At 73.7% G+C, this 21,027-nt stretch carries 20 protein-coding genes; 14 read left to right on the top strand and 6 right to left on the bottom strand.

Annotated elements, in window-relative coordinates; genetic code table 11:
• Positions 1-203: 203 nt before the first annotated feature.
• The 3 genes from ABD332_RS44875 to ABD332_RS44865 are packed head-to-tail and all read left to right on the top strand — an operon-like array spanning position 204 to position 1,965.
• Positions 204-692: a nuclear transport factor 2 family protein gene (locus tag ABD332_RS44875; protein ID WP_344510506.1), complete on the top strand. Its 489-nt coding sequence runs from the start codon at positions 204-206 to the stop codon at positions 690-692.
• Entirely contained in the window at positions 692-1,537 is an 846-nt protein-coding gene (locus ABD332_RS44870; protein ID WP_344510504.1) for a fumarylacetoacetate hydrolase family protein, read from the top strand. The genes ABD332_RS44875 and ABD332_RS44870 overlap by 1 nt, the downstream gene beginning before the upstream one ends.
• A 23-nt stretch (positions 1,538-1,560) precedes the next feature.
• Positions 1,561-1,965, top strand: coding sequence for a hypothetical protein (locus ABD332_RS44865; protein ID WP_344510502.1), 405 nt, complete (start codon positions 1,561-1,563; stop codon positions 1,963-1,965).
• Positions 1,966-2,085: 120 nt separating this feature from the next.
• Here ABD332_RS44865 and ABD332_RS44860 read toward each other — a convergent pair whose 3' ends face one another.
• Positions 2,086-2,805, bottom strand: a complete 720-nt coding sequence (locus ABD332_RS44860; RefSeq protein WP_344510500.1) for a GntR family transcriptional regulator — start codon at positions 2,803-2,805, stop codon at positions 2,086-2,088.
• Between the two features lie 136 nt (positions 2,806-2,941).
• Here ABD332_RS44860 and ABD332_RS44855 point away from each other — a divergent pair, with 136 nt between their 5' ends.
• Positions 2,942-5,275 carry a transketolase-like TK C-terminal-containing protein gene (locus tag ABD332_RS44855; RefSeq protein ID WP_344510498.1) on the top strand — a complete coding sequence of 778 codons (2,334 nt, stop codon included), beginning with the start codon at positions 2,942-2,944 and terminating at the stop codon, positions 5,273-5,275.
• Positions 5,276-5,279: 4 nt separating this feature from the next.
• Here ABD332_RS44855 and ABD332_RS44850 read toward each other — a convergent pair whose 3' ends face one another.
• Positions 5,280-5,840 carry a DUF7158 domain-containing protein gene (locus tag ABD332_RS44850; RefSeq protein WP_344510496.1) on the bottom strand — a complete coding sequence of 187 codons (561 nt, stop codon included), beginning with the start codon at positions 5,838-5,840 and terminating at the stop codon, positions 5,280-5,282.
• Complete coding sequence (locus ABD332_RS44845) at positions 5,837-10,438, bottom strand: glycoside hydrolase family 38 N-terminal domain-containing protein (RefSeq protein ID WP_344510494.1); 4,602 nt, start codon at positions 10,436-10,438, stop codon at positions 5,837-5,839. Before ABD332_RS44845 ends, ABD332_RS44850 begins: the two co-directional genes overlap by 4 nt.
• On the opposite strand from ABD332_RS44845, the gene ABD332_RS44840 reads away from it, so the two are divergent.
• A complete protein-coding gene (locus tag ABD332_RS44840) occupies positions 10,341-10,694 on the top strand; it encodes an RICIN domain-containing protein (RefSeq protein ID WP_344510492.1) in 354 nt (117 codons plus the stop codon). The two genes, ABD332_RS44845 and ABD332_RS44840, sit on opposite strands and share 98 nt — an antisense overlap.
• 75 nt (positions 10,695-10,769) lie before the next feature.
• Here the strand turns inward: ABD332_RS44840 and ABD332_RS44835 are convergent, their stop codons facing one another.
• A complete protein-coding gene (locus ABD332_RS44835) occupies positions 10,770-11,597 on the bottom strand; it encodes a helix-turn-helix domain-containing protein (RefSeq protein WP_344510490.1) in 828 nt (275 codons plus the stop codon).
• Between the two features lie 93 nt (positions 11,598-11,690).
• Between ABD332_RS44835 and ABD332_RS44830 the strand changes: the two genes are divergently transcribed.
• On the top strand, positions 11,691-12,605 hold the full coding sequence (locus tag ABD332_RS44830) for a hypothetical protein (protein ID WP_344510488.1): 915 nt from the start codon (positions 11,691-11,693) through the stop codon (positions 12,603-12,605).
• 1 nt (position 12,606) lies between these two features.
• Here ABD332_RS44830 and ABD332_RS44825 read toward each other — a convergent pair whose 3' ends face one another.
• Positions 12,607-13,716, bottom strand: a complete 1,110-nt coding sequence (locus ABD332_RS44825) for a hypothetical protein (protein WP_344510486.1) — start codon at positions 13,714-13,716, stop codon at positions 12,607-12,609.
• Positions 13,717-13,755: 39 nt separating this feature from the next.
• On the opposite strand from ABD332_RS44825, the gene ABD332_RS44820 reads away from it, so the two are divergent.
• Genes ABD332_RS44820 through ABD332_RS44810 form a run of 3 tightly spaced genes read left to right on the top strand, consistent with a single transcriptional unit; the run spans position 13,756 to position 15,686 of the window.
• Positions 13,756-14,382 carry a YdcF family protein gene (locus tag ABD332_RS44820; RefSeq protein WP_344510484.1) on the top strand — a complete coding sequence of 209 codons (627 nt, stop codon included), beginning with the start codon at positions 13,756-13,758 and terminating at the stop codon, positions 14,380-14,382.
• Positions 14,383-14,394: 12 nt separating this feature from the next.
• Positions 14,395-15,102, top strand: coding sequence for a glycosyltransferase family 2 protein (locus ABD332_RS44815; protein ID WP_344510791.1), 708 nt, complete (start codon positions 14,395-14,397; stop codon positions 15,100-15,102).
• A gap of 14 nt (positions 15,103-15,116) precedes the next feature.
• Entirely contained in the window at positions 15,117-15,686 is a 570-nt protein-coding gene (locus ABD332_RS44810; RefSeq protein WP_344510482.1) for a hypothetical protein, read from the top strand.
• Positions 15,687-15,726: 40 nt separating this feature from the next.
• Here ABD332_RS44810 and ABD332_RS44805 read toward each other — a convergent pair whose 3' ends face one another.
• Positions 15,727-17,301 carry a cellulose binding domain-containing protein gene (locus ABD332_RS44805; protein ID WP_344510481.1) on the bottom strand — a complete coding sequence of 525 codons (1,575 nt, stop codon included), beginning with the start codon at positions 17,299-17,301 and terminating at the stop codon, positions 15,727-15,729.
• Positions 17,302-17,563: 262 nt separating this feature from the next.
• On the opposite strand from ABD332_RS44805, the gene ABD332_RS44800 reads away from it, so the two are divergent.
• The 5 genes from ABD332_RS44800 to ABD332_RS44780 all read left to right on the top strand — a co-directional run.
• Entirely contained in the window at positions 17,564-18,583 is a 1,020-nt protein-coding gene (locus ABD332_RS44800) for a hypothetical protein (protein WP_344510479.1), read from the top strand.
• Positions 18,584-18,732: 149 nt separating this feature from the next.
• A complete protein-coding gene (locus ABD332_RS44795; RefSeq protein ID WP_344510477.1) occupies positions 18,733-19,113 on the top strand; it encodes an ATP-binding protein in 381 nt (126 codons plus the stop codon).
• 72 nt (positions 19,114-19,185) lie between these two features.
• A complete protein-coding gene (locus ABD332_RS44790; RefSeq protein WP_344510475.1) occupies positions 19,186-19,668 on the top strand; it encodes a DUF6194 family protein in 483 nt (160 codons plus the stop codon).
• 91 nt (positions 19,669-19,759) lie between these two features.
• On the top strand, positions 19,760-20,020 hold the full coding sequence (locus ABD332_RS44785; RefSeq protein ID WP_344510473.1) for a hypothetical protein: 261 nt from the start codon (positions 19,760-19,762) through the stop codon (positions 20,018-20,020).
• The coding region (locus ABD332_RS44780; RefSeq protein WP_344510471.1) for a cupin domain-containing protein at positions 20,017-21,027 on the top strand (1,011 nt) is incomplete at its 3' end. The genes ABD332_RS44785 and ABD332_RS44780, both read left to right, overlap by 4 nt.

The raw sequence follows: 21,027 nt of genomic DNA, 5'->3' as shown, positions 1-21,027 counted from the left end.
AGACGTTCGCACACGATCCGTTCTCGCACAACCAGCGTAGGCGGAGTTCCTCGCATCGCGTGGCCAGTGCTGCAGCTTCCGCCGTTCGGGCGAGATCCGGAAGGTCTTGTGCTGGCTCCGGCAGCGTGTCAGGCTAGAAAATATATTCTAGCGTCCGCCCCCTGCTGGGCGCGTGCACTCCTTTGCAAGAAACGGAGCCACCCATGTCTGCCCAGACCGAGGCCGAGAAGCGGGAAGCGATCATCGCGTTGAACAACGCGACCGTGGACGAGCACTTCCACAACGAGAACCCGGAGAGCATCGACCAGGCGATCGCGGTCTACACCGACGACATCGTCTGGGAGGTCCCCGCCCGCGGCCTCGTCCACCGGGACAAGGAGACGGTCAAGGCCGAGTACCTGCAGATCTTCGCGGCGATGCGCGTCCACAAGATCACCAACCTGCACCGGTTCGCGACCGAGGAGTGGGTCTTCGACGACAGCATCTTCGAGCTGACGATCACGCAGGAAGGCTTCCGCAACTGTCCGTTCCCGCCCGGGACCCGGTGCAGCATGAGGCTGATCCACGCGTTCCAGATGCGCGACGGCAAGATCTGCCGGGAGAACGGCTACGAGATCTGGCGCCGCGCGGACGACACCGACCGCGTCAACGACGACATCCACGCCGACGCCGTCGTCACGGTGTTCGACTGATGCGGCTCGCCAACGTCGCCGGCCGCCTCGTCAGCCAGGAGGGCGCCGACCTGGTCGACGTCGCGTCCGCCAGCGGCGGCCGGTTCGGCCCCGACCCGCACGACGTCCTCGACCACTGGGACGAGTTCCTGGCCTGGGCCGACACCCGCCCGCCGGCCGGTCCGCCGCTGCCCCCGCCGCCGGACGCGGGCCCGCCGGTGCCGCGGCCGTCGCAGGTGTTCGGCGTCGGGCTCAACTACGCCGACCACGCCGGCGAGTCCGGCATGGTGCTGCCGTCGCAGCCGATGGTCTTCCCCAAGTTCAGCTCCTGCATCACCGGCCCCGGCGCCGTCGACCTGCCGTCTTCGACGGTGGACTGGGAGGTGGAGCTGGTCGTGGTGATCGGCCGCCCCGCCCGGCACGTCGCCGAGGCGGACGCATGGTCGTACATCGCCGGACTGACGATCGGGCAGGACCTCAGCGACCGGACGCTGCAGTTCGCCGGCGGCACGCCGCCGCAGTTCGGCCTGGGCAAGTCGCTGCCCGGCTTCGGGCCCATCGGCCCGTGGCTGGTGACCCCCGGCGAGCTCGGCGACCCCGACGACCTGGAGATCGGCTGCCGCCGCAACGGCGACGAGGTCCAGCACTCGCGCACCAGGCACCTCATCTTCACCGTACCCGCGCTGGTGGCGTTCCTGTCGTCGCACCTGCCGCTGCGCCCCGGCGACCTCATCTTCACCGGGACCCCGGCCGGCGTCGGCTTCGGCCGCGACCCGGCCGTCTACCTGCGCCCCGGCGACGAACTCGTCAGCACCATCGAGGGCCTCGGCTCGCTCGTCACCCGCGTCACCGGGAGCGCCTCGTGACCGCCGGCTGCACACCCTGCGAGATGGAGGCCCTCGAGGACGCCGCGGTGGTCTTCCGCGACGACCTCTGGGCGTGCGAGGTGCTCGACGGCTTCGACGTCCCCGGCTGGTTCGTGCTGCGGGTCCGCCGCCACGCCCTGCGGATCGGCGGCCTGAGCGACGCGGAACTGGCCACGTACGGCCGCCGCGCCCGCGACCTCTCCGCCGCCGTCAGCGAGGTGACCGGCGCCCCGGCCACCTACCTGCTCACCTTCGGCGAGGCGAACCCGCACTTCCACACCCTCGTCGCCGCCCGCGGCGACGAGGTCCCGCCGGAGCGCCGGCTGGGGGGCATCATGCAGCAGCGCACCGACCGGCTGGACCGACCCGCCGCGCTGGCCCTCGTCCCGGCGATGGCTGAGGCGTACGCACGGCACGCGGCCCGCTAAACACCACGAAGACCGCCGGCCGGGGCGCCCCGCGCGCCGCAGCGACGCCCTGGCCGGCCCTCGGACCCGATGCACGGACGTGTCCCGTCCGGGGTCGGGTCCTTTGCCGTCCCTGCGGTGTCAGGAGGTTGGGGGAAGAGCGGCCATCCACTCGAGGCAGGCGAGCTCGTGCTCGGCGAGGTGCTCGTTGACGGCGAGCTTCAGCTCGGCGGGGGAGCCGGTGCGGGCGGCGTCGATCAGGAGGCGGTGGGCGATCTCCCGGCGGCGGCGCTCCTCGCGGTCGATCTGGTAGGTCTCGTAGACGACGCGGGTGTAGCGGTCGCAGGCGTGCCACAGCTGCTCCAGCAGGCGCAGGTCCCACTCGGTGAGGGCGGGGCGGAGCAGCGCGAGGTGGAACTGCTTGTGGATCTCCCAGGACTCGTCGGCGTCGAGCTCGTAGTGGGTGAACGCCTTGAGCAGGCGCTCGGCCTCGTCCAGGTCGGCGGGGGTCAGGCCGATGCAGGCGCGGGCGGCCAGGTCGCACTCGATGAGCTTGCGCAGCCGGTAGATCGAGCGGAGCTCGTCGCGGTCGAGCGGGTTGACGATCGCGCTGCGGCCGGGGCGCAGGGTGATGAGCCCCTGGGTCTCCAGGCGCCGGAGGGCCTCGCGGACGGGGATGTGGCTCACCCCGAGCTGCACGCTCAGGTCGGCGATCGAGAAGCTCGAGCCGGCCTTCAGTGTGCCGTTGAGGACGCCGCGCCTGATCTCGGCGGTCACCCGGTCCACGGCGGAGTTCGGCCCGGCGACGGACCGCAGTCCGACCCGGCCGGCTGACTTCTCGAGCGACGCCTCAGACACCACGAATATACGGTAGCGCATCCGCGTGCGTTTCGGTGTGTTGCCTGGATCGCCTTGCCACGCAGGGGAGTCGTACACCTGCGACGGCGACTACAGGAGACTCTTGCGTCTATCATATATTCCAACCTACTGTGGCATCATGACCAGCATCCTCCACACACCGGTGGTGCCCGTGACGGATCAGGCCGAGCCCGACGCCCTGCAGCAGGTCCAGGACCGGGTGCTGTGGCTGTCCACGGCCATGGTCCACCATGCCAACCGGGTCCGGCCCAACCCGAGCGGGCTCAAGGTCGGCGGGCACCAGGCGTCGTGCGCGTCGATGGTGTCGATCATGACGTCGCTGTGGTTCGAGCAGCTGCGGCCGGGAGACCGGGTGTCGGTCAAGCCGCACGCGTCGCCGGTCCTGCACGCCGTCAACTACCTGCTCGGCGAGCTGGACGAGTCCTACCTGCCACGGCTGCGGGAGTTCGGCGGGCTGCAGTCCTACCCGAGCCGCGCGAAGGACCCCGACCCCGTCGACTACTCGACCGGCTCGGTCGGCATCGGCGCGACCGCACCGATCTGGGGCGCGATCGCCAGGCGGTTCGTCGACGCGCAGACCGACGCGAGGACCGGCGGCGGCCGGCAGTACTCACTCGTCGGCGACGCCGAGCTCGACGAGGGCGCCGTGTGGGAGGCGATGCTCGACGCGTCCGTCGCAGAGCTCGGCGAGGTCGTCTGGATCGTCGACCTCAACCGGCAGTCCCTGGACCGGGTCGTGCCGCACATCGCCGCCGGCCGGCTGGAGCAGATGTTCGCCGCCGCCGGCTGGCAGGTCATCACGGTGAAGTTCGGCCGGCTCCTGGAAGAGCTGTTCACCCGGCCGGGCGGCGCGGAGCTCAAGCGCCGGATCATCGACATGCCCAACCCGGAGTACCAGCGGCTGCTGCGCTGCGGCGCCGACGAGCTGCGGGCCCGGCTCCCCGGGACCGACCCGAAGGTCGCCGCGCTGGTCGCGGACCTCGACGACGACACCCTGACGAAGGCGATCCGCAACCTCGGCGGCCACGACCTCGACGCGCTGCGAGCCGCCTTCGCGCAGATCGACGACACCCGCCCGACGGTCGTCATCGCGTACACCATCAAGGGCTACGGCCTGCCCACCCAGGGCCACCCGCAGAACCACTCCTCGCTGCTGACCGTCGAGCAGTACGAGCAGCTCGCCGCCGGCCTGGGCATGGACGCCGGTCGGCCGTGGGTGCGGTTCGCCGCCGACTCCGCCGCGGGCAGGCTGTGCCGCGACACGGCGGACCGGCTGCGGCGCGAGACCCCGGCGGCCGTGGCGCCGCCCGCCATCCCCACCGATATCGGCCGGACGCCGTCCGGCACGTCCACCACGCAGGCCGCGCTCGGCCGGGCGCTGCTCGACCTGACCCGCGAGGCGCCCGAGGCGGCCCGCCGGGTGGTCACCGTCAGCCCCGACGTCAGCTCCAGCACCAACCTCGCCGGCTGGCTCAACAAGGTCGGCGTGTGGTCGCCGACGGAGCGGCACAACTGGTTCGCCGACGACAGCGAGACCACCATGCACTGGCGGGAGCGCCCCACCGGCCAGCACATGGAGCTGGGCATCGCCGAGGTCAACCTGGTGGGTCTCATCGGCGAGCTCGGCGCCACCTGGAGCCGCTGGGGCCAGCCCCTGTTCCCGATCGGGGTGCTGTACGACCCGTTCGTCGAGCGGGCCCTCGAACCCTGGTCCTACGGCATCTACGCCGGCGGCCAGTCGATCCTCGTCGGCACCCCGTCCGGGGTGAGCCTCGCGGCCGAGGGCGGCGCGCACCAGTCGATCAAGACGCCGTCGATCGGCCTGGAGCAGCCCGGCTGCGTCAGCTTCGAGCCGGCGTTCGCGATCGAGGTCGAGTGGACGCTGTTCGACGCGATCTCCCGCCTCGGCCGGCCCGACGGCAGCTCCTCCTACCTGCGGCTGTCGACCCGCCCGGTCAACCAGGCCCTGGCCGCGGTCCCCACCGACCCGGCCGCCCGCGAGCGGCGCCGCCGCCAGGTCCTGGCCGGGGCGTACACGCTGCGCGCCGCGACGGGAGCGACCCCGGCGGTCACGCTCGTCGGGATGGGCGCGATGGTCACCGAGACCCTGGCGGCCGCGGACCGGCTCGCTGGCCTCGGCGTCGACGCCGAGGTCATCTGCGTGACCAGCCCCGGCCGCCTGTTCGAGGCGGTCCAGGCGCGCCGCGGGCAGGGCGACGGGCCGTCGTGGATCCTCGACCAGGTGTTTCCCGAGCACCGGGCCGCGCCGATGGTGACGGTCCTCGACGGGCACCCGCACACACTCGCGTTCCTGGCCACGGTCAACCGGGTGCGGACGCTGTCGCTGGGCGTGTCACGGTTCGGCCAGGCCGGCGGCCTGGAGGACGTCTACCGCTACCACGGCATCGACACGGACTCCGTCGTCCGGGCCGCGCTGGACCTGACCGGCTGAGCGGTCAGTGCCGGTGCACGGCGTCCGGGTGCCTCGGGTCGCCGGGGTGCTCGTAACCGGGCGACAACCGCACCAGCGCGGCGCAACGCTCCTCGAGCCACCGCGCGAACCGCCGCTCGGCGTCCTCCGCGCCGAGCCGGGCGGCGAGCGCGTCACGCACCTGCGCGAAATCCAACGGGAAGAGGTCCCGGTTGCGGTCGTAGTACGCCGCCGTATCCGCCTCGGTGGCGGGCACCGGCGGCGCCACGACCGCGCGGAGCGACCGTGCGAGGGGATGGGCCGCGACGACCGCCGCGGTCACGCCGCCGGACCGCAAGGCCTCCGCGAGCGTCACCTGCCGGGGCGCGTCGCCGGAGGCCGCTGTCAGCCCGAGCGCGTGCGCCTCGTGGGCGACGACCGCCTCCACGGTCAGCACCTGCACCAGCCAGCGGCGGAGGTTGCGGCCCTCCGCGGTGGCCGGGTCGGGGAGCCGCGCCGCGTAAGGCCCCTGGCGCATCGCCGCGAGCCGCGCGTCGACCGCGGCGACGTCGAGCGGCCTGCCGGCCACCCAGGCGACGGCGGTCATGGCAGCACCGTGACGGTGACCGGCGCCGTGTAGTGCAGCTCGCCGGCGTGGGCGACCTTGCACAGCGCCCACCAGGTGCCCGGGTCATGCCCGTCCGGGACCGTGACCGGGATCCGCAGCGTCGTCCGCCCACTCAGGTCCACCCGGCGCGAGGGTGCCGGGAACACGTCCCAGGTGTGCCACGGGCTGATGAGCTGCACGTCGACGACGATCGGCCCGGCGGCGTCGGTTTCGAGCGAGAGCTCCAGCTGGCTGGACTGCCCGGGGCGCAGTCGCAACGGGCCGGGGTCGCTCCAGGCGGCCGTCACGGTTTCGGGTCCGTCGACGCCGACGAGCAGCCGCACGAAGTCCTCGACACCGTGCGAGGTGCTGGCGCGCAGCCAGTACACCCCCTGCCGAATATCCAACGGAGGATGGATTACGACCTGGTGCCGGACGAATTCGCCCGGCGGAAGGTCGAACGCGAACCCGCCCGGCTCCGCCCCGAACCCCGGCGGCACCTCGAGCGAGACGGTGCCGGCAGCGCGGTCGCGGGCCAGATCCGACGCCACGGTCACCGTCACGGCCACCGCCCCGCCGCCGCTCACGACATCAGTGGCGGGTGTGACGGCAGCAGCCAGCGCATCGGAAGCCGCCGACGTGACAGGAGCTGCGGACATGGCGGGCACGGCGAGGGTTGCCGGAGGTGCCGGCGCTTCGGGCGTTGTGGGAATTGCGGTCGCGTCGAAAGTCGCGGGCACGGCGCGCATGGCGGGAGATGTCGGAGTCGCGGGAGTTGCGGCTGTGTCAGGCGCGTCGGGTGCGGCGGCCGCCTCAGGCACGTGGGGCGGGGCGGTTGTGGTGGGCGCGTCGGGTGCGGCGGCCGCGTCAGGCACGTGCGGCGGGGCGGTTGTGGTGGGCGCGTCAGGCACGTGGGGCGGGGCGGTTGTGGTGGGCGCGTCAGGCACGTGGGGCGGGGCGGTTGTGGTGGGCGCGTCGGGTGCGGCGGCCGCCTCAGGCACGTGCGGCGGGGCGGTTGTGGTGGGCGGGGCGGTCGGCGTGGGGGTGATGGTGGCGACGGGTGGGTCGAGGTGGACTGTCACCGGGAGGTTGCCGGTCGGGGCTGGGCCGGTGTTGTGCAGCCAGTACTTCGCGTAGGCGGGGGCGGCCGGCGCCGGGGCCGGGGCGATGGGGTCTGTGTCGGCCGTGAACTGCGCGATGCTTGCACCGTCCAGCGACAGCAGCACCGCGCCGTCGCGCACGGGCAGCGGGGCGGCGGGTGATTCCAGGAGGTTGGTCGAGTGGGCGGCCGCCACCGGGGTCCACAGGGCGAGCCGGACGTCGGTGGGGGAGCCGGACGCCTCGTAGAGGCGCACCGTGACGTTGTTGACCGTGGCTGGGGGGATTCCAATGGCGAGTGGATTTCCTGAAGGCTTGAGCGCGGTGACGACGATGTCGCCGGCGGATGAGACGGTCAGGTAGCTTGCGGACTCCGCGGAGGAGCCGGGGACCACGCGGGCGTGCAGTGGGTGGTTCACCTCGTGGCCGTGCCGCACCAGGGCGGTGGCCCGCCAGTCGCCGGGGCCGGCGACAAGGGCGGCGTCGAAGGTGTGGGTCCAGTGCTGCTGCTGGAATGTCGAGCCGTCGGGGGCGGTGCGGCGCGGCGGGTCGATCCACACCCCGGACGGCCAGCCGGTGCAGGAGCGCAGCAGCGACAGGTGCAGCGCGCCGGTGGTGTCGACGGCGAAGCCGGGGATGCCGCGGTTGACGATGGCGACGGTCCGGTCGTCGAGATCGGGGTCGGGCATGACGGTCAACGGCTGCGTCACCGGCACGGTCCCGGTGGCGGCGAGGTCGTCGCACAGCGCCTCGACCGCGCCGGCGCCGATGACGATGAGCACCGGCAGGTCCAGGACGCCGGTGAGGTCCGCGTTGGGCACCCACACGTCCGTCAGCGGCCGAGCCGCGGGCACCAGCACCCGGGCGCGGCCCGCGGCGGCGAGCTGCCGGTCGACCTCGCCGGCGTACGAGGGGTCCGCGGCGGCGAGGACGGCCTCCGTGAACGCGGTCCGGCCGACGCTGATCCGCACGTCCGGCAGGTTGGAGTCGACGGCGAGCCGCCCGTAGCGCGGGCCGCCGGGCCGGGACGTCGTGGCGGTGACCCCGCGCCGCACCAGCGCGACGGCGAGGTCCCGCACGTCCTGCGCGGCAACGATCTCGGCGATCCCGATCGCTCTGGTGTGCCGGCGTACGCCGGACAGGTCGTGCACGTCGACGCGGGCGGTGCTGGAGACGGCGAACCAGTGCTGCGCCGGGTTGTCGAGGGTCCACGGCGCCTGCCCGCTGTCGACCTCGACGAGCCCGAAGCCGCGGCCGACGACGGCGTTGCCGACCTCGCTGACGGGCAGCCCGCCGGGGACGTCCACCGGCCAGCACAGCCGGACGAGGTGGTCCTCGCCGGTGAAGTCGTCGACCCGGGTGGCGAGGCCGAGGCGCTCGTCGCCGTGCCAGAGGGTCAGGGTCTGCGTGAACCGCAGCGGGCCGGCCGCGCCGGTGACGGTGATCCGCTCGCCGAGCGGGCCGTGCTCGACCAGGACGCCGGTGGCGGGCTCCCGGGCGGAGCCGTGGGTGGCGGGGCCCTTCGGCAGCAGGTGCCAGGGCCCTTCGTGGAAGCGGGGGTGGGCGGAGTACTCGTCGTAGACGAGCAGCTCGTTGCCGACCCGGCCGGGCCGCAGCAGCTCGCGGCCGGTGCGCAGGTCGACGAGGCTCGACACGCAGCCGCCGCGGGCCGGGTCGACCGTGAGGCGGTAGACGTCGTTGGCGATGACCGGCTCGCCCCCGGTCGCAGTCCAGCCGAAGGCCGGGGCGGGGGCCGGGGCGGAGGAGAGCGCCAGGGGGAAGGCGCGGTAGCCCAGCGACGGCACCTCGGTGGCGCGGAAGACCACGTCGACCGAGGCGACGGTGCCGTCCTCGTGGTGGCGCGGGTGCTCCAGCTGGACGGGCAGGTCGCCGACCGTGAGGCCGGTCGTGCCGGGGCGGGGCAGGTCGACGCGGACCCGGACCAGGTCGGTGCGGGGCCAGGCCGACGGGTTGAAGACGACCACGGACCGGTCCGGCCCTCCGCCGGGTCGCGGGCCGAGCCGGTCCAGCGCCCCGTCCAGCACGGACCCCGCCAGGTCGTGCGCCTCCCGCCAGCCGGTCAGCAGGTCCAGGTACACCTGGTCGGACTCGCTGCCGGTGATGGCGTCGTGGTGGGCGCCGTACACGAGCTGCCGCCACGCCTTGTCGACCTCGGCGTGCGGGAACTGCGCGCCGTGCAGCGCGGCGGCGACGGTCGCGAAGAGCTCCGCGTCGACCAGCAGCGCCTCGACGTGCCGCTGCGCCTGCTTGGTGTCGATGAACGACACGTCCTTGCCGGTGTAGACCGGGTTCATGTCGCGGGTCTGCGGCGCGGCCGGGACACCGTCGGCGGCCAGCTGCGCGCGGACCGCGGCGAAGAACTCGCGGGGCAGCCCGCACACGAAGCGGGGCCAGGCGTAGCGGGAATTCCACTCGCGATGGATTTCCGTCACCCACTTCGCCGGTGGCGTGTAGTCGGTGCCGACGGGCAGCAGCACGTTGCGGGTCGCGGCGACCTTCTTCAGCAGCAGGAACAGCTCGTAGACGCTCTGCTGCGCGCCGGCGAGGGTCGGCTGGGCGTCGATGTGCCAGCCGGCCGAGTAGTGCGCGGGCATGTAGTGGGTCAGCACGCCGCGCCCCGAAGGGGAGATCCACTCGAACTCGGAGCTGAACTGCATCGCCGACGGGTCGCCCCAGCCGTCGCGCGGCTCGTACGTCCACAGCATCGGGCCCCACTGGTGGAACGGGCCGCGCGCCCACGACGACGAGTCGAGGCCGGCGTCGGCGACGAGCCCGGGGAACTGCGGGTCGTGCCCGAAGACGTCGAGCTGCCAGGCGGTGCGGGGGTCGCCGCCGATGACGTCGCGCTGGAAGCCGATGCCGTGCACCAGGTTGCGGATCGTCGACTCGGCGGAGGTGAGGTTGGTGTTGGGCTCGTTGTAGGTGCCGCCCATGAGCTCGAGGCGGCCCTCGGCGAGCAGGGTCCGCAGGTACCGGCGGTCCTCGGGGTGACTGTCCCAGTAGGGCTTCAGGTAGTCGAGCTCGGCGAGGACGAACTTGTAGTCCGGGTCGCGGCGGGCGGTCTCCAGGTGCAGCCGGACCAGGTCGAAGCCGGTGTGCTGGAACGCGGCCCGGAACTCGGTGCCGAGGCGGCCCTCGCGGTCCCACGTCGCCGTGTAGGCCGCCTGGGTGTTCCACCAGACCGGGTCGTAGTGGAAGTGCGGGACCATCCACACCGTCCATCCCGGCTCGGCGACGACGAGGGAGGCCTCGACCGTGTGCCCACCGGTGGCGGTCACCCGGATCGGCACCGTCGCGCCGGGCGGCGCGGTACACGAGACGCCGACCTCGACCAGAGGTCCACTGTGGACGTCGGCGTGGCCCGCGACGCCGTCGCCGGTGATGTCCAGCCGTCCCGGCCAGTCCTCGACCTCGACGCGGACGACCTGCAGCGGGCCGGTGAGAAACAGTTCGGTGCCGGTGACGCCGACGATGCGCATGTGCTGGTTCAGCCTTTCACCGCGGAGCAAGTGCCTGGACGTGAATGGTGCCGCCACCGCGGACGGCACGCCGGTCATCATCTACGACTGCCACACGGGCGCCAACCAGCAGTGGAGCGTCAACGCCGACGGCACCGTCGTCAGTGTCGCGTCCGGCAAGTGCCTCGACGCGACCGCGCACGGCACGGCCAACGGCACCCCGCTGGCCATCTGGACCTGCAACGGCGGCGCCAACCAGCGCTGGTACCGCACCTGAGACCCCGGCCCGCCCGGGCGCCGCACCGGGCGGGCCGGCTCCTCCCCAGGAGGCACGTGTACTGCAAGTTCGGGGTCACTCCCGGTTGAGCTCCCGGAACCGGCCGGGGGTGACGCCGACCTCGCGGCGGAAGAAGCGGCAGAAGTACGCGGGGTCGGCGAACCCGACGGCGTGCGCGACCTGCGCGACGCTCAGCCCGGTCCGGGCCAGCAGCCGCCGCGCCTCCAGGGCCTGGGCGCGGCGGATCAGCCGGCCGGGCGGCTCGCCGGTTGACGCCTTCACCGCCTCCGTCAGGTGGCTGGTGGAGACGCCGAGCCGCGCCGCGTAGGCCCGCACGGTCGGCGCGATCCCCGTGTCGTGGGTGAGCAGCCGGCCGAACCGCTCCGCCACGCCCGGCGCCGGATCCGCGGGCCTCGGCGCGCCGAGGCGCAGCGCGCGGACGACGAGCACGTGCAGCAGCGCGGCCAGGACGGTGGTGAAGCCCGGCCGGCGTTCGGTGTACTCGAGCGCCATCGCGGCCAGCAGCGACTCGAGGCCGGCCGCGTCGCCGGGGGCGGGTCGCAGCCCGGGCGCGGCCGACAGGGCCGTCAGGGCGCGGCGGTCCTCCGGGTGCTGGTGCAGCGCGTCGTCGGCGAAGACGATCACCCAGCCGTCGAGCCCGCAGACGTCCCGCCAGTGGTGCACCTGCCCGGGTGCGACCGCGAAGAGCTGCGGCGGCCGCAGGCGGTGCGCGGCGAGGTCCACGACGTGCGCGCCGGTGCCGCGGGTGACGTAGACGATCTCGTGGAAGCTGTGCCGGTGCGGGAAGCCGGCCCGCGCCATCGGCCCGAACCAGTCGAACGAGCCGATCGCGAACGGCAGCGGCGCCGGGTCCGGCACGTCCAGCTCGTGCCTCGGCAGCACGTCCTCCACCTTTCTGTAAAGAATCCTCAAAGTAACGCGCTCATGTACCGCGGTCAATGCCGATGCTTGACGGCCGTTCCTAGGATCGCGCCCATGCATGCGTTGCGAGTGATCCTCGCCTTCTCCTTGGCGTTCTCCATGGCCGCCTGCTCGTCCAAGCCGAAGCGCACGAAGAACAGGTCGTCGGACCACTCGAACGCCGGCGTCACCGGCACCAGCCCGACGCGCCGCGCCAGCAGCACGCCCAGCGGCACGGCGTTCCTGACCGCGCTCGGCCGGATCGAGGCGGGCGACGCCACCCGCAAGGTGGTGCGGTTCTCCGACACCACCGCGCTCAACGGTCTCGGCGCGGAGTGGAAGGCCCTCGCCGGCTACGGCACCCACAGCGCGAGCCCCGGCGAGGGCTACGGCATCAACCACACCACGGCCACCTACGCCGTCACCGCCGGCACCGGCCCGATCGTCACCGTGCTCGCCGGCGGCCAGGACCCGGCCACGGTGCAGGCGGCGCTGACGGCGAAGGGCTGGACCGCCGACGGCGACCGCCTGATCGCGCCGAAGCAGTCCGCCGACCGGGCCGCCGGCGTCTACCCGGTGGTCCGCGCCATCGGCTCCGACGTCCTCATCGGCAGCGCCGGCGCGACGCTGGACGTCGTCAGCGCGGCGAGGTCCCTCGCCGGCGATCCGGTGCCGCGCTCCCTCGCCGACTGCCTCGGCGGCGTCGTGGTCGCCCATTACGCCAGCACCGCGACCGGTGCCGTCGCCGTCGGCACGCTCCGCCCGTCGTCGGACGCGAAGATCCACGCCGTGGTGTGCTCCGCCGCGGCGTCCCCGGCCGCCGCTGAGCAGTCGGCCGCCGCGCAGCGCACCGCGTACGGCAGCGGCACCGCCCCGCTCGCGAACGCCACCGTCACCGTGACCGGATCGGTCGTCCGCGTGGACGGCGTCGTCACCGGCCCGAAGGTCGTCCTGGACGCCTTCACGCGGAGTGCCCTGCCGGGTCTGTAGCTCAGCCGACCATGCTGTCGAGCACCGCACGCAGGAACGCGGTGCGGTCGGCGGGAGGGCCCCACGAGTCCTCGACCCGGCACAGCAGCAGCACCCGCGCCGGGACGCCGTGCCGCGCGTACGCGACGAGCTTGTGGTGTCCGTCGAGGATCACCCCGACGAAGAACCGCTCGGGGTGGTCCATCCGCACGTCGCGGTCCTCCACCCACGCGGTGACCACGGCGGTGGGCCGTTCACCAGCGGCGATCCTTGCCGTGTGTGCCGCCACGGTACGCGGATCGACGGCCGCGAGGTCCTGGGACGGCAGCACCACGGCGAACGTCGGCCGCACCCCGGGCACCGTCGTGCGCAGCTGGAGATGGCCGGTGCCGGGCCAGTCGACCTCCGGCACGTCGAAGGGCTCCTCGTCGACGCGCAGCTCGTGGCGCCGCAGGCACCAGGACGCGGCCGGGTCGTTGACCAGCTCCAGGTCCAGGTCGGCGAGCGCGGCCAGGTAGTGCCCGGAGCGCAGCCCCGTCAGCAGCGGCGCCACCGCGTCCAGCACGTCCCGGTCCAGCGCGGTCACGTCGCCGAGCCGCTTCCGCACCAGCTGCGACAGCGCCGCCGCGGGCCGCTCCGGCCACCCGATGAGGTGCAGCGTGGTCTCGCACGTGCCGCAGTCGGAGCCCACCCCGTACAGTGGCGACCCGCCGACGAGGAGCGACTTGAACCAGCGCGGCCAGGTCGAGCCGGGTGGCGTCGGGTCGTAGTCGATGCCGACGACGCCGCGCCCGTCGGCGACCACGAGCCTCGCCCGGTCGTCGCCGAGCGGCTCGACGTCCTCCACCCGCGGCCGGGCCTCCGTCGCCGGCGTCCAGGCGGCCCACGCCATGCGCACGGCGTGCGGCCAGGCGTCGCGGTCGAGGGGGAGCACCGGGTCGTGGCCGGTCAGCCGGACCAGCGCGTGGTGCAGTCCGAACAGCGCCTCCCCTGGCGCCTCACCCACCCGTTCCCGCAGCGGCCCGATCGCCGCGGGGTCGCCGCGTTGCTCGACGGTCACGACGAGCCGGTCGTGCTCGAGCCCGGTGAGCCGCGGCAGCCGCGCCAGCAGCGAGGCGAGATCGTCCGTCACCCGCGCAGTCAAGCACGGCGCGGTGAGTACGGTGGGATCGTGACGGCGCCGGTGACGACCGTGCTGCTGGTGTTCGGGCGAGGGGTCGCGACCGCCGGCGGGGAATGGGTGCTCACCCCGGCGGGTGCCGCCAGGGTCGACGCCGCGATCGGCTACGTCTCGGCGCACCGGGACGCGTTCGACGCCGCGGCGGCGCCGCTGGTCGTGTTCAGCGGCGGGTGGGCGGAGGCGGCCGAGGGCGCGCCGCGACCGCCGGAGGGCTGCCGGGAGGGTGACCTGATGGTGGCCCGGGCGCGGGCCGCCGGGCTCGACCGCCACGCGGCGCTGCGGACCGAGTGCCGGTCGCGGAGCACCCTGGAGAACCTGCTGCACACGGTCGAGGACGGCCTGCTCGCCGGGCACGAGTTCGGCCCCGGGCACCCGCTCGGGCTGGTCTCGCACGCGTGGCACCTGCCGCGGATCCGGTTCCTCGCCCGCAAGGTGCTGCGGCTGCGTGGTGCGGCGCTGCTCGACGTGCCCGCGACCGGCGGCGAGCCGGCGTCGCGGCGGGAGCGGGCGCTGCACGTCGCGTCGCGGCTCTGGTTCCTGGGCGTCGCCGACCCCGCCGGGCTGCTGCGCCGCGAGCGCGCGGTGGTGGCGGCATTGCGCCGCCGCCCGGCTGGGTAACAGGCATCCGTGATGTTTCTGCTGCCGGTGTACGAGCCGGGCCACGGCCTCGTCAGCACCGTCATCGCGCTGTCCGGGGCGCGGCCGGGGGCGCACGTCGTCGTGGTCGACGACGGCAGCGGACCGGCCGCCGCGGGCCTCCTGCACCGCGCCCGGGAGCTGGGCTGCACGGTGCTGCGACACGGGACGAACCGCGGCAAGGGCGCGGCGCTGAAGACCGGCTTCCGGCACATCGCCGCGGCGCACCCCGGCCAGGCGGTCGTCTGCGCCGACCCCGACGGTCAGCACCTCCTGGAGGACATCCTCCGGGTCGCCGAGCACGTGGAGGTCGGCGGCCAGATGGTGCTCGGCGTGCGCCGCTTCGAGGGCCGGGTGCCGCTGCGCAGCCGCTTCGGCAACGCCGTCACCCGCGTGTTGTTCCGCGCCGCGACCGGCCGCGGCGTCCGGGACACGCAGACCGGGCTGCGCGGCTACCCGGCGGACCTGCTGCACTGGCTGTGCGGGATCCCGGGCGAACGGTTCGAGTACGAGATGAACGTCCTGCTGCACGCCGCGCGTGCCGGCCGGCAGATCAACGAGACGGTCATCGCCACCACGTACATCGGCGACAACGGCACCTCGCACTTCGGTTCGCTGTCCGACTCGGCCCGCGTCTACCGCCCGCTGCTGCGTCACGCGCTGTCATGGAGGGGTGCGCGTAGCCGGCCGGTTACGCGATGAGGGATCATGGAGGCATGGAACCGACCACTGGCCGCCGCCCGACCCAGAAGACCGCAGTGAGCGAGGGCGAGGCTGGGTGGGTGCCGATCGCGGAGCTGACCGAGCTGGCGCGGGCGCTGCTGGGTGAGCGGCCGAGCGGTCGCGACGTCGTGCCCCTGGCGGTCGCGGAGCGGATCAGCCGGCTCGCGGCGCAGTGGGCGTCGGCCGGGTTCACCGCCGCGACCGTGCGCCCGTGGGTGGACCTGCAGCCGGCCGCGGCCGCCGTGCTGGCCAAGGCCGGTGCGACGCCGGAGGCCCTCGACCGGCAGGTCGTCACCGTGTCCGGCGCCGCCATGACCCTGTGGCGGGCGGTCTGCTCCGGCGCGGTGTCCGCCGCCGACGCCGCCGCCGCACTGCGACCCGCCGGCGGTGCGCCCGCGCCCGCCCCCGCTCCCAGCGCCGCCCCTGCCCCCGTCGGCGTCGAGGCGCCGGCGCGGGCGAAGATCGCTCCGGCGCTGTTCTCCCACCCCGCGACGGAGACGGTGCACGACACGGCCGAACAGCGCCGCCGGTCCGCTCCACCGGCGACGCCGTTCAGTGCGTGAGCCGTCTCAGCGCGGTGCGTGAGCCGGCTCAGCGCGGGTCTCAGCCGGTGTACGCGGCGAAGATGCGGCTGAACTCGTAGGGCTGCTGCGGGATGTTGGTGCACATGTAGAGCGCGCCGGTGCACGCGTTGCGGTCGCGGGTGGTCTCCCAGAACGACAGCATGCCCAGGTGGTTGGCCTGCGCGAACGCCACCAGCTGCCGAGCGTCGGCCTGGTCGTAGGTGCCGCCGTCGTCGTTCTTGCCCAGCATCGGCGTCACGCCGACCATCCGCCACAGCTGCGCGTCGGTCTTCGCCGGGTACAGGGTCTTGAGCTGCGCGAACGTCGACTGCGCCGCCTGCACGGCGAAGTTGCCGTAGTCGCCGCTGCTGCGCTGGTAGTCCATCGCCATGACGTTGACCAGGTCGAGGTTCACCCCGGCGTCGCGGGCGGAGCGGACCACGGCCACGCCGTCGGCGGTGAGGCCCTCCGGCAGGACCGGCAGGGTCAGGGAGATCTTCAGGTTGGGCCGGGCGGCCTGCAGCAGCGCGAGGGCCTGCGACCGGCGCGCGACCGTGGTCGGGTCGGCCACCGCCGCGCCCTCGATGTCCAGGTCGATGTAGTTGAGCTGGTACGCGTCGACGACGGCCTGGTACTCCGCCGCGACGGCCGCGGGAGTGCCGCAGGCCTGGGCGAGCTCGATGCCGCTCGCACCGCCGAAGGAGATCTTGACGTCGCCGCCGCGGGCGCGGATCGCGTCGATCTGGTCCTTCGCCCACGCGGCCCTCGGGTCGTACGCGTTGAACCACGACGCCTTGCAGCCGGCGCTGTTGACGAACGCGAGGGTGAAGCTCTTCAGGTTGCCGGCGGTCGCCATGTCGGGGAGTGACGGGGTCGGCCACGCGCCCATGTCGACGTACGGTGCGACGGGCACCGCGGTGCCGCCGCCACCACCACCCGCGGTGGTGCTGACGCTGACCTGGTTGCTCGCGGCGGAGGTGTTGCCCGCGGCGTCGCGCGCCTTGACCGTGAACGTGTAGGCCGTCGACGCCGACAGCCCGCCGACCGTGCCGCTGGTGCCGGTGACGGTGGTGGCCAGGGTGCCGCCGCGGTAGATGTCGTACGCGGTGACGCCGACGTTGTCGGTCGAGGCGTTCCAGGCCAGGCTGACGCTGGACGAGGTGGCACCGGTGCCGCGCAGGCTCGCCGGGGCGGTCGGCGCCTGCGTGTCGGCCACGCCGGCGCAGCTGGCGCCGTTGAGCTTGCAGTTGGCGGGCTTGCCGCCGCCGGAGACGAGGAACCCGAAGCTGGTCGACGCGCCCGGCGCGAGCGTGCCGTTGTAGGTCCGGTTCGTCGCGGTGACGTGGGTGCCGGCCTGGCCGGCCAGGGTGTCCCAGTAGCTGCCGAGCGTGGTCCCGGCCGGCAGGTCGAACTCGACCTTCCACGACGTGACGGTCGCCGCGGAGCCGTTCGCGATCGTGTACTTCGCCTGGTAGCCGGAGCCCCAGTCGGAGTCGTACGTGAGGGTGGCGGTCAGCGAGCCGGCCGCTTCCGCGGTCCCGGCGAGGACGGCCGTGCCGCCCGCCGCCAGGATCGTCGCGGCGGCGACCAGCACCAGCCGGTGTCGTAGCGCCATCTATGCCTCCAGCGTTGGTCTGATTGATGCCCAACGATAAAGAAAGTTAACTAAAAGTCAATGGGTCGTTCCCGGCGCTCGATCTTTGCTTCGCGAGCCCCCGGATCGGAGGAGGATGGGTGTCGCGCCGCCGAAGCTGGGTAGCGCTTCCTTGTCACGCGTCCCGCGTCACGCCTGGTTCGGATTCGCCGCGCGAACTTGCTGGTTTGTCACGCTTTGTTCGGATTCGTCACGCCTGGTTCGGTTTGCCGAGGGAGGGCCCATGTTCAACCCGCTGGAGCACCCGGGACTGCCGGTAGGCCGCCAGGGCCGGCACTGGCACGAGCTCGACGTCGAGGCGACCCAACTGCGCTCCGCCGAGCCCGGCGCGAGCGGCCGGGTCGACGAGATGGAAGCCCTCCAGGCGGCCGCCGCCCTGTTCAACCGCCGTGCCGCCCTGCGCTGCCCCGACCTGGAGTCCCAGCGTGCCGTGCAGCGCCTCGGCCTGGCCGCCACGGCCCGCCACGACACGCTCGCCGCGCTGCACCCGTTCGCCGGGGCCGCCCTGTCCCCGGGTGGCGACCAGAGCCTCTGGGCCCAGCTGGTCGTCCAGGAGTGCGCCGCCTGCGCCATGTACCACACGTTCCTGGAGCAGGAGACCGACCGCCGGCTGCGCCAGCTGTGGGAGCTGCACCTGCAGATGGAGCTCGCCGCCCTCCACACCGCCGGCGACCTGCTCCGCCTGCACGAGGACCGTGACCCGCAGGAGCTGATGGCCGCGATGCCGGCCGCCGGCGTGGCCGACCTGCCGGCGATGCTCACCGAGCACCAGTCCCGGATCGACGAGCAGTTCGACAGGACCGCGGCCGCCGCGGGGGAGGACCGCTACACCGCGTTCGGCGAGCTCGCCTGGATGATCGCCGTCCACGAGACGATCGAGGAGGAGATCGTCCACCCGCTCACCCGGCACCTCGACCCCCCGGACCACCTCGCCGACCACCTGCTCGACGAGGAGCGCCGGATCAGCGAGGCCCTCGCCGACGTCTCCATCAGCCTCGGCGACGTCGACGGCCTGGCCGCCGTCCACGCCATGCTGCTGGCCCACACCCGGCGCGAGTCGACCGAGGAGTTCCCGCTGCTGCGCGCTGGCATCCCCGCCGCAGAGCTCGCCGACCTGGCCACCGCCGCCTGGGCCGCCGAGTCCCAGGCCTGTGCCGGCGCGACCGCGCGCCCGGGCATGCCGCAGGCCTCCGACCTCGTCCGCGACGTCCTGCGACCCACCGCCCAGCAGCTGCCCGTGTGACCGCCGGCCAGCACGGGTCCGGCACGGTTCGGGAGCGCGCCTGATGGGTACTGTCCTGCTCGGGGGACGAATTGGCAGGCCACGAGTTGGCAGGCCACGAGACGGGCGTAAGGACGCGGTAACCGATGACACGCGACCGGATACGCTCTGTGACTCGGGAGTTCACCGGCGATGGCCTACGCCGCGTCCGGGAGCTCGTCGAGCAGACCGCCCGCCTCGCCGGCGTCTCCGCGTCCAACGTGCGCGATCTGGTGATCGCGGTCAGTGAGCTCGCCGCCAACGCGATCCGCCACGGCGGCGGCAGCGGGCGGATCGTCATCGAGCAGACGGATGAGGGCGTGCGGGTCGAGGTCAGCGACCACGGGCCGGGCCTGCCGGAGTTCGTGTCGCGGGAGCTGCCGGCGCCCGAGGAGATCAACGGCCGCGGCCTGTGGATGGTCCGGAACCTGTGCCGGGACCTGCACATCACCAGCACCGCCCGCGGGGTCACGGTCCGGCTGTTCATGCCCCGTGCAGGGCGCACCGCTTGAGGCTTTCGCCGCCACTGTACTGACGGAGCGCGCCAAACCTTCACTGGGTGGTTCAACGATACGGTTGAAGTCATGACTGACGCTGCCACCCCGGAGGCGATCGCCGGCCGGATCCTCGCCCTGCCCGGCGTCGAGCTGCTGCTCGCGACGCAGGAGTCGGGGGCGCCGGAGACGAGCTGGGGCGACCGGTTCTTCTACGTCGGCCCGGACCGCAGGATGCCGTTCGCGACGATCGTCGGGCGGGACACCCCCGGCTGGGACGAGGCGTCGCGGCTGGACCGGCCGGGCGTGTTCCGGGTCAACGTGCACGCCGGGCGCGAGGCGTTCGAGGCGCACCTCGGCTACCCGCCCGCGGAGCTGCCCGAGCGGCAGGCGGGCATCGACTTCGCCGGGCTCGACGAGATCCTGCCGCACCCCGCATACGGGCGGCAGGGCTGGGTCTGCGTGCTCAACCCCGGCGCCCGTACCGCCGCCGACCTCGACGACCTGATCGCCGTGGCGCACCGGCACGCCACCGAGGCCGACCTGCGCCGCCGGCCGGGAACGCCGGGCTGAGCGGGGCGTGAGCCGCTTTGCGTCGATTCGATTGCCTTCGTGGTGGGCGGGGTAACGGGAAGCTCCGACCCGATCAGGATGGAGTTCAGCGATGGCGCTCAACGACGACGACATCACCACCACCCCGCCCGGCCCGGGCCCCGAGGGACCCGCCGACGGCGGTGCCGTGCCGGCCGCGCACGACGGCGGCGCGGACGGTGGCGCGACCATGGACGAGGGCACCGCCGACGGCGGGGCGAACATCGAGGCCGAGGACGGCGGCGCCGACGGCGGTGCCGATGAGGGCCCCAACGACGGCGGCGCTGACGCGCGCGCCACGGACGGCGGCGCGGACGGCGGCGCGAGCGAATGACCGCAGACAGCGGCGGCGCCGGTCAGAAGGTGAGGTCAGCGCTGCGCCGATGCGTCCCGATCCCTGCCGACGACTTCGCCGAGCGGCACTGGGACCGCGCGCCGCTGCTGTCGCGCCGGGCCGATGACTACACCGACCTGCTCGACCTCGACGACGTCGACGAGCTGCTGAGCCGCCGGGCGTTGCGCACACCGTTCGTGCGGATGGCCCGGCAGGGCAAGGTGATCCCCGCCGCGCGGTACACCGGCGGCGGCGGACCAGGAGCCGAGGTCGGCGACCAGATCCTGGACGAGCGGGTCTTCGAGCAGCTCGCCGGCGGCGCGACGCTGGTGCTGCAGGGCCTGCACCGGCTGTGGCCGCCGCTGGTCGACCTGGCCGGTGACCTGGGCCGGGAGCTGGGCGTGCCGGTGCAGGTGAACGCGTACCTGACGCCGCCTGGCAACCAGGGCTTCGCCACGCACTACGACACGCACGCGGTCTTCGTGCTGCAGGTCGCGGGCACCAAACGGTGGCGGGTGCACCCGCCGGTGGTCCCCGACCCCGTCGAGCGGCAGCCGTGGGGCGGCCGTGCCGAGGAGGTCGCCGCCGTCGCCGCGGGCGAGCCGCACCTGGACGCGGTCCTGGAGCCGGGCGACTCGCTGTACCTGCCGCGAGGCTGGCTGCACGCCGCCGGTGCGCTCGACGACTGGTCGCTGCACCTGACGATCGGCCTGCGCGCGCCGACCCGGCTCAGCGTCGTGGAGGCGCTGCTGGACCTCGCCGCGGACGCGCCGGCGCTGCGGGCGGGGCTGCCGATGGGCGCCGACCCGGGCGACGGGTCGGCGATCGCCCCGTTGCTCGCCGACACTGTGAAGGCGCTGCACGAGTGGCTCGACACGCTGCGCCCCGACGACGTCGCCGACCGGTGCCGCCGCGGCCGCGGTACTGGGGCCCGGCCGGCGCCGCTGAGGCCGGTCGCGCAGGCGGCGGCGCTCGGGCGGCTGGCCGCGGGCGACCGGGTCCGGCTG

Source organism: Dactylosporangium maewongense (assembly GCF_039531485.1).
Taxonomy (GTDB): domain Bacteria; phylum Actinomycetota; class Actinomycetes; order Mycobacteriales; family Micromonosporaceae; genus Dactylosporangium; species Dactylosporangium maewongense.
Note: the sequence above shows the minus strand (reverse complement) of the source record. Positions and strands in the feature narration are given on the sequence as shown.